Annotated in this window: 7 protein-coding genes; 3 read left to right on the top strand and 4 right to left on the bottom strand. The window is 62.4% G+C overall.

Annotated features, from left to right (window positions below; translation table 11 throughout):
• The coding region (locus tag KQH55_RS12225) for an alpha/beta fold hydrolase (RefSeq protein ID WP_235091175.1) at window positions 1-1663 on the top strand (1663 nt) is incomplete at its 5' end.
• 559 nt (window positions 1664-2222) lie between these two features.
• A complete protein-coding gene (locus tag KQH55_RS12220) occupies window positions 2223-2720 on the top strand; it encodes a hypothetical protein (protein WP_235091173.1) in 498 nt (165 codons plus the stop codon).
• 249 nt (window positions 2721-2969) lie between these two features.
• On the opposite strand, the gene prpF is transcribed toward KQH55_RS12220, so the two are convergent.
• The 4 genes from prpF to prpB are packed head-to-tail and all read right to left on the bottom strand — an operon-like array spanning window position 2970 to window position 8874.
• Window positions 2970-4166 carry a 2-methylaconitate cis-trans isomerase PrpF gene (gene prpF, locus KQH55_RS12215; protein ID WP_076794123.1) on the bottom strand — a complete coding sequence of 399 codons (1197 nt, stop codon included), beginning with the start codon at window positions 4164-4166 and terminating at the stop codon, window positions 2970-2972.
• 15 nt (window positions 4167-4181) lie between these two features.
• Window positions 4182-6779 carry a Fe/S-dependent 2-methylisocitrate dehydratase AcnD gene (gene acnD, locus KQH55_RS12210; protein WP_235091181.1) on the bottom strand — a complete coding sequence of 866 codons (2598 nt, stop codon included), beginning with the start codon at window positions 6777-6779 and terminating at the stop codon, window positions 4182-4184.
• A gap of 5 nt (window positions 6780-6784) precedes the next feature.
• The gene (gene prpC, locus KQH55_RS12205; RefSeq protein ID WP_076787954.1) at window positions 6785-7954 is read right to left on the bottom strand and encodes a 2-methylcitrate synthase; all 1170 of its coding nucleotides are present in this window, start codon (window positions 7952-7954) and stop codon (window positions 6785-6787) included.
• A 23-nt stretch (window positions 7955-7977) separates the two neighbouring features.
• On the bottom strand, window positions 7978-8874 hold the full coding sequence (prpB, locus tag KQH55_RS12200; protein WP_235091164.1) for a methylisocitrate lyase: 897 nt from the start codon (window positions 8872-8874) through the stop codon (window positions 7978-7980).
• Between the two features lie 223 nt (window positions 8875-9097).
• Here prpB and prpR point away from each other — a divergent pair, with 223 nt between their 5' ends.
• Window positions 9098-11011, top strand: coding sequence for a propionate catabolism operon regulatory protein PrpR (gene prpR / locus KQH55_RS12195; protein WP_076787958.1), 1914 nt, complete (start codon window positions 9098-9100; stop codon window positions 11009-11011).
• Window positions 11012-11112 lie beyond the last annotated feature (101 nt).

Raw genomic sequence — 11112 nt, 5'->3', positions numbered from 1 at the left:
CGAGAGCACCACGTTTGCGACGACTTACAAGATCACGTCCGTGCCGGAAACAAACGCCAGCATCCCGATTGGCCGGCCGATTGCGAACACACGCGTTTATTTACTTGACGCGCACGGCCAGCCGGTGCCACTGGGTGCGGTCGGCGAATTGTATATTGGTGGCGCGGGGGTAGCACGGGGCTACCTGAACCGCCCGGAGTTGACTGCTGAGCGCTTTGTGCCCGATCCGTTCTCCGATGAAGCGGGTGCACGGCTGTATAAGACCGGAGATTTGGCACGTTACCGACCGGACGGCAATCTGGAGTTTGTGGGTCGCAACGATGAGCAAGTGAAGATCCGCGGCTTTCGGATTGAACCGGGCGAGATCGCAGCGTGCTTAACGGCGCACCCGCAGGTGCGTGATACGGTGGTGGTGACAACAGGCGAAGGACAAGACAAACGGTTGGTGGCGTATGTAGTGGCCGAGCCCAACGAAGCTTTAGTGGGCACCTTGCGTGCGCATGTGAGTGCGGCGTTGCCGGAGTACATGGTGCCCAGTGCGTTTGTGCGGCTCGACGCATGGCCGCTGACGCCCAACGGCAAGCTTGATCGGCGTGCGCTGCCTGCACCGGATGACGAGGCGCTGGCGTATCAAGCGTATGAAGCACCACAAGGCGAGCTTGAGGCGACGCTCGCGGCGATCTGGGCCGAGCTATTGAGTGTCGAACGTGTGGGTCGGCACGACAGCTTCTTCGCGCTCGGGGGCCACTCGCTGCTGGCCATGCGCCTGATCAGTCGTGTACGCACAGCGTTAGGGGTTGACCTTGCTATTCGTACGCTGTTTGAGGCACCCACCCTCGCAGGCTTAGCACGCCATTTAGTTCAGCATGACGGGATGCAAGGAGACTCGTTTTCCGTTCTACTTCCTCTTAAGCCCACAGGCAGCCGTCCTGCTCTTTTCTGCATTCATCCCGGATTGGGTCTGAGCTGGAGCTATATGGGTCTGTCCAGTTACCTTCACCCCGATCAGCCTCTTTATGGCTTGCAGGCTCGCGGGTTCGATGGAACAAGCCCGCTTGCGTCTACTCTTGACGAGATGGTGTCAGACTATCTTGAGCAAATGCGCCGTGTTCAGCCCAAAGGGCCTTACTGCTTATTAGGATGGAGCCTCGGCGGCAATGTGGCGCATAGCATGGCTGTTCGACTCGAACACCAAGGCGGAAAAGTGGCGTTGCTGGCGTTACTAGATAGCTCCCCTTTTGCGGGCAAAGCTTTCGAAGAGCAAGGAAATCAATTTGACCAGGCGATGGTGAGAGAGGTGCTCGCCGCCCACTATGGCAACGAATTAGTTTCGGCGATGGATGAGCGTTTATTGGAAAACACTGAGGAAATCGCAAAAAATAATGTGCGTATCGTAAGAGATTATTCTCCATCACAGTATGGCGGGGATGCGCTATTGTTCCGAGCCACGGTAGCAGAGGCTGGATATGAACCGCTCGTCACGCTTGACGAGTGGAAACCGTATGTGCTCGGGGAGATAGAGGTTCATGACGTTCACTGTAGTCATGGAGAAATGCTTAAGCCAGAGCCCACGGCCGCGATTGCTTCCATCCTAGCCTGTAAGCTAGACAAATGGGAGAGCCAGCAAGCCCAAGGAGTGAATAAAGAAGATAAAGCGGTTTAGCAACGCACTTAAAGCCGAGGCGGTGAAATTGGTCAAGGTGCGTGTCGTGTCGCTCACACAGAGGAGCGACCGCGACTTTGCCGTGCATACGTGCATCCGACACAAATGGTCCCAGGCGTAGCGAAACTGCGAATGGCGGTACACTTGAACGTCGGGCAGGTTGTAAGGCGGTGCTGTCCCCCGGCGCGTTTTTGCAAGCAACCGGTTTCAACCAGGGTAAGTCAAAATGACTTTGCGTGAGAATGACTTTGCGTGAGACAAGGGCAGGCCAGCGTTTGGAGCAGCAAGATCGATTGTGTGGTTCTCCGCTTGCCGGAGCGTGTGGCGAGAATAGCCTCGCTCGTTCGGCTCAAGGGGGCCCGCTGCGAGGTGTGGCAGTCAGTGAACCCGTGCAGCAGCGCGTAGTGGCTCGTGCCGGTGCATGGGGGCCGGACACGACCCCGTACGTCTACGACGCGCCGCTGTGAACCTGCTTCGGTGCGTTGTGTCGCTACACTGGCGGGCGCGATGCGGTAAGGTATTGGTTCGAGTAAACTGCACACCTTTATGGACGCGTGGCATGCGCACTACTTCACTGATCGGAACCATGCGCTTACTCGGCTATCGCATCATATTCGCCGGCATGGCCTTCGCCGCGTTGTGTGGACAGGCTTGCGCGGACGCGGCCGATGGCACGCGCATGGCCAGCCGCTCGCTCGATGATGCGCTAGCGTGCCAGTTGCGTGCCCATGATTTCATTGCGCCGTTGGTGGACGAGGGCTTGATCGGCCCAAAGGCATCACGCGTCGAAGACAACTCGGTCAATGCGTTTTTTCCGGTACGCGGCGCGGACTTGCGCGCTTTCGGGTTTTCGGTGATCGCAGTCGTCGGCTACCAGAAGGACGATCCCTTGTTCCGGCAAGGCCGGAGCAAACCCATCGGCGACTCAGCCTATGGCGTCGTGGTAATGGGGGCCACCCAGCGGGTCAAGGCCCGTGCCGAACACGCTGGCAGTCCGGCGATCGTCCACCATGTCGGCCCATTCGTGACGGCGATCTTCTGCGACGCGCAACGTTGACGTATCCTGAGCCGCCGGCAGGCTGACATCCGGGCTGGCATTCAGCGCGCGCCGGCGCGGCGTGATACCGCCGCTGCCAGCGATCACCGCTGCCAGCGCGAGCGGCATGGCCAGTGTCGTTAACCCAATCATTCAAGCGCGGCTTGCCTACGGGTGCCGCGTCGGCCTTCGCCTACCGCCGCAGAGCGATCAGGAGCCCGTGCCGCCCGGCAGCCCACCGGCGCATGGTCCGGACAAGCCTGCGCCGCACTAGCGCAGCAGCAGCGTATCGGCTGGCACGCGCACTAAGCCCTCCATGAGCACGCGTGCGCTACGGCTCATCAACGCTTTGGTCACGACCCATTCGCCGTTGACGCAGCTCGCTTCGGCGCCAACGCGCAGCGTGCCGGACGGATGCCCGAAGCGCACCGCGCGGCGCTCGCCGCCGCCTGCCGCGCGGTTGACCAGCGTGCCGGGCACGGCTGCCGCCGCGCCGATCGCGACGGCGGCAGTGCCCATCATCGCGTGATGCAGCTTGCCCATCGACATCGCGCGCACCAGCAGGTCGATGTCAGACGCCGCGACCGGTTTGCCATTGGACGCGACGTAGTCGGCTGGTCGAGCCACGAACGCCAGCTTCGGCGTGTGCTGCCGCGTCGCGATCTCGTCAATAGACGAGATGAGCCCCATGCGCAGTGCGCCATGGGCGCGGACGGTCTCGAGCCTGGTCAACGCGTCTGCGTCGCCGTTGATCACGTCTTGCAACTCCGTGCCGTGATAGCCGAGCGCCTCGGCCTCGACAAAGATCGTCGGGATGCCGGCATTGATCATCGTTGCTTGCAGCATGCCGATACCCGGAATGTCCAGTTTGTCCACGAGGTTGCCGGTTGGAAACATCGAGCCGCCGTCTTCGTCGCCGGCGGATGGGTCCATGAACTCGAGCGGCACTTCCGCGGCCGGGAAGGTTACGCCATCCAGTTCGAAGTCACCGGTCTCCTGCACCGCGCCGTTTACGATTGGCACATGCGCGATGATGGTCTTGCCAATATTTGCCTGCCAAATCCGTACGGTGGCGATACCGTCGCGCGGGATGCGCAACGCGTCGACCAGGCCGTTGCTGATTGCAAACGGTCCGACGGCTGCCGACAGGTTGCCGCAGTTGCCGCTCCAGTCGACGAACGGGCGGTCGATTGCTACTTGTCCGAACAAATAGTCCACGTCATGGTCGGGGCGCTCACTGCGGGACAGAATCACGGTCTTGCTGGTGCTCGACGTGGCCCCGCCCATGCCGTCGATCTGCTTGCCGTACGGGTCGGGACTGCCGATCACGCGCAGCAGCAACGCGTCACGCACCGCACCGGGCTGCTGCGCGGCGCCGGGCAGGTCCTGTAGCCGGAAGAATACGCCCTTGCTGGTCCCGCCGCGCATGTAGGTGGCGGGGATCTTGATTTGGGATGAGTGAACCATCAGCGTATCGCTCCGTCACGCGGCCGGTTTCGCCGATTCGAGGAAGTCCTGCGCAAAACGCTGCAGCACGCCACCTGCTTCGTAGATCGAGACCTCCTCGGCCGTATCGAGCCGGCAGGTAACCGGGACGTCAGTACGCCCGCCGTCACGGCGATGGATCACCAGCGTGAGAGCGGCGCTCGGCTTGCGCTCGCCGATCACATCGAAGGTCTCGGTACCGTCGATACCCAGCGTGATGCGGTTGACATCGGACTTGAACTCTAGCGGCAGCACGCCCATACCGACCAGGTTGGTGCGGTGGATGCGCTCGAAGCCTTCCGCGACAATGGCCTCGACGCCGGCCAGCCGCACGCCCTTGGCGGCCCAATCGCGCGACGAGCCTTGCCCGTAGTCCGCGCCGGCAATGACGATCAACGGTTGCTTGCGCGCCATGTAGGTTTCGATGGCCTCCCACATGCGCATGACCTTGCCCTCCGGCTCGACGCGAGCAAGCGAACCCGTCTTAACCGCGCCGTTTTCCAAGACCATCTCGTTTTTCAGCGTCGGGTTCGCGAACGTTGCGCGCTGGGCGGTCAGGTGGTCGCCGCGGTGGGTCGCGTACGAGTTGAAGTCGTCTTCCGGTACGCCCATCCTGGCGAGATACTCGCCGGCGGCGCTGTCAGCCAGAATCGCGTTGGAGGGCGACAGGTGATCGGTGGTGATGTTGTCGCCGAGCACTGCGAGCGGACGCATGCCGCGCAACGTACGCTCCCCGGCGAGTGCACCCTCCCAGTACGGCGGACGGCGAATGTAGGTGCTGCGCTCGCGCCAGTTGTACAGCGGGTTGGTCTGCTGGCCTGCGTCAACGCTGAGCGCGAACATTGGTTCGTATACCTGGCGAAAGAGCTCTGGCTTGACGCTGGCCGCAACCAGCGCGTCGATCTCATCGTCGCCGGGCCAGATGTCGTGCAGCGTGACGGGGTGACCATCGCGGTCGAGGCCGAGTACGTCGCGCTCGATATCAAAACGGATTGTACCGGCGATCGCATACGCTACTACCAGCGGCGGTGAGGCGAGAAACGCCTGCTTTGCATACGGGTGGATCCGCCCGTCGAAGTTCCGGTTGCCGGACAATACTGCGGTCGCATACAAGTTGCGCTCGACGATCTCTTGTTGGATGGCCGGGTCCAGCGCGCCGGACATGCCGTTGCACGATGTGCATGCGTACGCGACGAGACCAAAGCCCAATTGCTCCAGTTCCGGCAGCAGTTGCGCGTCCTGCAGGTACAGTGTGACGGCCTTCGAGCCGGGAGCCAGCGAGCTTTTCACCCACGGCTGACGGGTCAGCCCTCGCCGGTTCGCGTTGCGTGCCAGCAAACCCGCGGTAATCATGTTGCGCGGGTTGTTGGTGTTGGTGCAACTGGTGATGGCCGCGATGATTACCGCGCCGTCAGGCATGCGGCCGGGCATGCGCTCGACCTTGCCGCTGATGCCACGCGCGGCCAACTCCGAGGTGGGCACGCGCTTGTGCGGATTGGACGGACCGGCGATGTTGCGTACCACGGTCGATAGGTCGAACTCGAGCACACGTTCGTATTGCACGTGTGTCAACGTGTCAGCCCAGAGGCCAGCGCGCTTCGCATATTGCTCGACCAGTGCGACTAGCTCGTCGCTGCGCCCGGTCAGCCGCAGATACTTGATCGTCTGCTCGTCAATGTAGAACATGGCCGCGGTGGCGCCGAACTCGGGCGCCATGTTCGAGATCGTTGCGCGGTCACCGAGTGTCAAGCTGGCCGCGCCATGGCCATAGAACTCGAGGTAGGCCGACACGACCTTTTCCTGACGCAGGAACTCGGTGAGGGCCAGCACAATATCAGTAGCGGTGATGCCGGCTCGGGGCTTGCCGCTCAGCTTCACGCCGACGATATCCGGCAAACGCATCCACGATGCGCGCCCTAGCATCACGCTTTCCGCCTCCAGCCCGCCCACCCCAACGGCGATCACGCCCAGCGCATCGACCATCGGCGTGTGCGAATCGGTGCCCACGAGCGTGTCGGGGAAGGCGACGCCATTGTTGACCTGCACAACCGGGCTCATGCGCTCCAGGTTGATCTGGTGCAGGATCCCGTTGCCGGGCGGGATCACGTCGACGTTGCGAAACGCCTTCTTGGTCCAATTGATGAAGTCGAAGCGGTCTTCGTTGCGGCGATCCTCGATCGCACGGTTCTTCTCGAACGCGTCCTTGTCATTGCCGCCGTATTCGACCGCCAGAGAATGATCGACCACCAGCTGGGTCGGCACGACCGGATTGACCCATGACGGATCACCGCCACGCGCCGCGATCGCGTCGCGCAACCCGGCGAGATCGACGAACGCGGTTAGGCCCAGGATGTCATGGCAGACGACGCGTGCCGGGTACCAGGGGAAATCTAGTTCGCGCTTGCGCTCGATGAGTTGCAATAGAAACGCGTCAAGCATGGCCGGATCGCACCGGCGCACCAGGTTTTCGGCCAACACCCGCGACGTATACGGCAGTTCGTCGTAGGCGCCCGGTGCCAGCGCATCGACGGCGGCGCGCGCGTCGAAAAAGTCCAGGTCGGTGCCTGGCAGCGGTTTTCTGTAAGCGGTATTCATCGACATCAGCCCCGCTTCTCGAGCGGCACAAACGGCAAGTTTTCCGGGCCGGTATAGTTGGCGCTCGGGCGGATAATCTTATTGTCCACGCGTTGCTCAATGATGTGTGCCGCCCAGCCGGACGTGCGCGCGATCACGAACAGCGGCGTGAACATCGCGGTGGGCACGCCCATCATGTGATACGACACCGCGCTGAACCAGTCCAAGTTTGGAAACATTTTCTTGATGTCCCACATCACGCTCTCCAAGCGCTCGGCAATGTCGAACAGCTTGGTGTTGGACGCTTCCTTTGATAGTTTCCTGGCGACTTCCTTGATCACTTTGTTGCGCGGATCGGAGATCGTGTAGACGGGGTGGCCAAAGCCGATCACCACTTCCTTGTTCTCGACGCGGCGGCGGATGTCCGCTTCGGCTTCGTCGGGGGTGGAATAGCGCGATTGGATCTCGAACGCGACTTCGTTTGCGCCGCCGTGTTTCGGGCCACGCAGCGCACCGATTGCCCCGGTGATCGCCGAGTAGATGTCTGAGCCCGTGCCGGTAATCACACGGCTGGCAAACGTCGATGCGTTGAACTCATGCTCGGCGTACAGGTTCAGCGACACGTGCATCGCGTCAACCCATGAGCGCGTCGGCGCCTTGCCGTGCAACAGGCGCAGGAAATGACCGCCGATCGAGTCGTCATCCGTTTCGACGTCGATGCGCTTGCCGTTGTGCGAATAGTGGTACCAGTACAGCAGAATCGAGCCAAGCGAGGCCATCAGCCGGTCCGCGATGTCTCGCGCGCCGGGCAGATTGTGATCGTCCTTTTCGGGCAACATGGTACCGAGCACGGAGACACCCGAGCGCATCACGTCCATTGGATGAGCCGACGCCGGGATGGATTCGAGCACTGCCTTGACGTTCGCCGGCAGCCCGCGCAGCGCCTTGAGTTTGACCTTGTAGGCGGCCAACTCGGCCACGGTCGGTAGCTTGCCGTGCACCAGTAGGTAGGCGACTTCCTCGAACTCGCATGCACCGGCCAACTCCAAGATATCGTAGCCCCGATAGTGCAAGTCATTGCCGGTACGCCCGACCGTGCACAGCGCGGTATTGCCGGCGGCTACGCCGGACAGCGCGACCGATTTCTTTGGCTTGAAGGCACGCGTTGCCGGCGCGTTGTTGTCTGCTTCGCTCATGGTTTCGTCTCCGGACGCAAGCGTTATTTGTTGGCGGCGAACAGCGCGTCGAGCTTCTGCTCGTATGCGTGATAGCCCAGGTAGTGATACAGATCGACGCGCGTCTGCATGGTTGGGACGGCGGCCTTCTGGGTGCCGTCGCGCAGCACGGTTTGATAGAAGTGCAACGCCGCTGCGTTCATCGCGCGATAGGCGCCGCAGCAGTACAGCGCGATGTCCACGTTGGCGTCGCGCAGGTCGTTGACAGTGAACAGCGGGGTCGAGCCGAACTCAGTCAGATTTGCCAGGATCGGCACCTTGACGGCGGCCTTGAAGCGGCGGTAGTCATCCAACGTGCGCATTGCTTCGGGAAAGATCATATCGGCCCCGGCTTCGACATAGGCGAGTGCTCGCTCGATAGCGGTGTCCAGGCCCTCGGCAGCGGCGGCATCGGTGCGCGCTATGATCACGAACTGCTCGTCGCTACGCGCGTCAACTGCCGCCTTCACGCGGTCGACCATTTCGTTGGTCGGCACACATTCCTTGCCTGGCCGGTGACCGCAGCGTTTCTGACCGACCTGATCCTCGATGTGCACGGCCGCCACCCCCGCCTTGATGAACGAGCGGATGGTGCGCGCAATGTTGAACGCGCCGCCCCAGCCGGTATCGATGTCAACCAGCAGCGGTAGCGAGGTTGCATCGGTGATGCGGCGGGCATCGATTAGCACGTCTTCCATTGTGCTGATGCCCAGGTCTGGTAAGCCGAGTGAATTCGCCGCGACGCCGCCGCCGGACAGGTAGACGGCCTTAAAGCCAACGGCTTCGGCCATCTTCGCCGCGTAGGCAGTGATCGCGCCGACCACTTGCAGCGGCTGGGCTTGGGCAACGGCAGCGCGAAACTTGGCACCCGCGTTGGCGGGCTGAGAGGGGGGTGGATTCATTGTCGCTCCAGGAAAACCGCGACGTTTAAGCAAGTTCCGAGCCATGGTCGATAAAAGCGCCAACGACTTGATTTTTCGGGCGATGCCGGCTCGGCGATCGCAGCTTTCGTTTCATTATTGAAATCCATCATTTCATTTCTGAAATGTGGCGCATAATGCGGTATCAATAACGGAGTAATGGGCTTTGAGCATCGTACAACCTGACGCGGCCGCCCGCCCGCGGATGTGGGCCATGGGAATAAGCCGATTGCGAGACTTGTTCCTGGACATCACCCGCGAGTATGACGGGCGTGCGCAACTGCGCGTGGTCTCGCGCGGTTTTGAAGATGCGGTGCATGAAATCAATGTGTCCGGCGCGATGCGTCCAGACGTGGTGGTGGCCGGCGGATCAAACGGCGCGTATCTGAAAGGGCGTGTGAACGTGCCGGTCGTACTGATCCATCCCACCGGTTTCGATGTGATGCATGCGCTGGCACAAGCACGGCGCAACGCGGCATGGGTCGCGCTGGTCACGCACGGCGATATTCCTGAGGAGGTCCGGCAGTTCACGCACGCCTACGGCGTCGATGTGGTCCTCGGCTCGTATCGGTCGGTGCAGGATGCGCAGACCTGCGTGCAAGGCTTGCGTGAGCGTGGCGTCGGCGCGGTGGTCGGGCCCGGCCTGGTCGCGGATCTTGCCACCCGCGCCGGCATGCAGGCGGTATTTCTGTACTCTCGCGCCTGCGTGCGTGCCGCTTTTGATACCGCGCTGGAAGTTGCGCAGGCCACGCGTGCCGAGGCACTGCGCCGCGCCCGGTTGGACAACCTGCTGCAGCACCTGCGCGACGGGGTGGTGGCGCTCGATGCCGAAGGGCGCGTCGAGGCGATGAACCAACGGCTGTCCGATGCCCTCGGTATCGGCGCCACGCACACAGCGGGGCGCCCGCTGCTGGATCTGGCGCCGTACCTGGCCGACTCGCTGCCCGACGCCGAGGGCGATACGCTCAGCGTGATCCGCGGCGTGAGCTACGTCGTGCATCGCGGCCCGCTCGACGGCCCCGGCGGCGAGCAGGGCGGCACCGTGCTGACGTTCCAAGAGTCGCGCGCGGTCGAGCGGCTGGATCGCACGTTGCGGTCACGGCCGCGTGCGCAGCAATTTACCGCCCGTTATCATCTGGACGACCTGATCGGCGAATGCGCGCCGATCGAGAGCGTGCGCGCGCTGGTGCGTCGTTATGCACGCTCGGACGCGACCGTGCTCGTGCTCGGTGAAAGCGGCACCGGCAAGGAAATGGTTGCCCAGAGCATCCACCGCCTGAGTGCGCGGCGCGATTTCGCGTTCGTGGCTATCAACTGCGGTGCCTTTCCGGAGGCACTACTCGAAAGCGAACTGTTCGGCTACGAAGAGGGCGCCTTCACCGGCGCGCGCAAGGGGGGCAAGGTGGGTCTGATCGAAGCCGCGCATCGTGGCACTTTATTCCTGGATGAGATTGGCGAGATGCCGCTGCCGTTGCAAAGCCGTTTGCTGCGGGTGCTCCAGGAACGCGAAGTGGTGCGTCTGGGCTCGACTGAGCCGGTGCGCGTCGATATCCGCGTGATCGCCGCCACGCACCGTGCATTGACCGACGGCATCGAGTCGGGCACATTCCGCGCTGATCTGTATTATCGACTGAATATCTTGAGCATTGCGCTGCCATCGTTGCGTGAGCGTCCTGATGATGTGATGCTGCTCGCGGCGGAATTGCTGCTGCAGGCGGCGCGACGCGAGTCCCGCCTGGCCGCGCGCGTGCCGGATACCAGCGTGGCAACCCGGATACTGGCGCCGGTGGCCGCGCCGCTGTGCGCGTACCGGTGGCCCGGCAACGTGCGTGAGTTGCAGAACGTCATCGAGCGGATTGCGGTCGAATTGGCCGATACCGAGGTTGATGACGACGTCGCGCTGACCGTAGCCGTGCTGCGCATGATCGCGCCTGAGTTATTCGACACGCCGGCTAACCCCGACATGCCCGTTTTGACACTGCGCGAACGTAGCCGCCACGTCGAGGCGGACGAGATCCGTGCCGCGTTGGAGGCTCATGATGGCGATCGCAATGCAGCATGCCAGGCGCTGGGCATTAGCAAGACGACACTGTGGCGTAAGCTCAATGCCGCGCGATAAGGTGCTGCCTGTGCAGGCGTGAGCCTGGCTCCGGATCGGCGTGCGCCGTTCGCGCGTTTGAACACGCTTGTTCGTCGATCGCCGGTTGTCGGTCATTGGTC

Origin of the sequence: Mycetohabitans sp. B3, from assembly GCF_021498065.1 — a bacterium.
Classification (GTDB): domain Bacteria; phylum Pseudomonadota; class Gammaproteobacteria; order Burkholderiales; family Burkholderiaceae; genus Mycetohabitans.
This window is presented reverse-complemented; position numbering and strand designations above follow the sequence as displayed.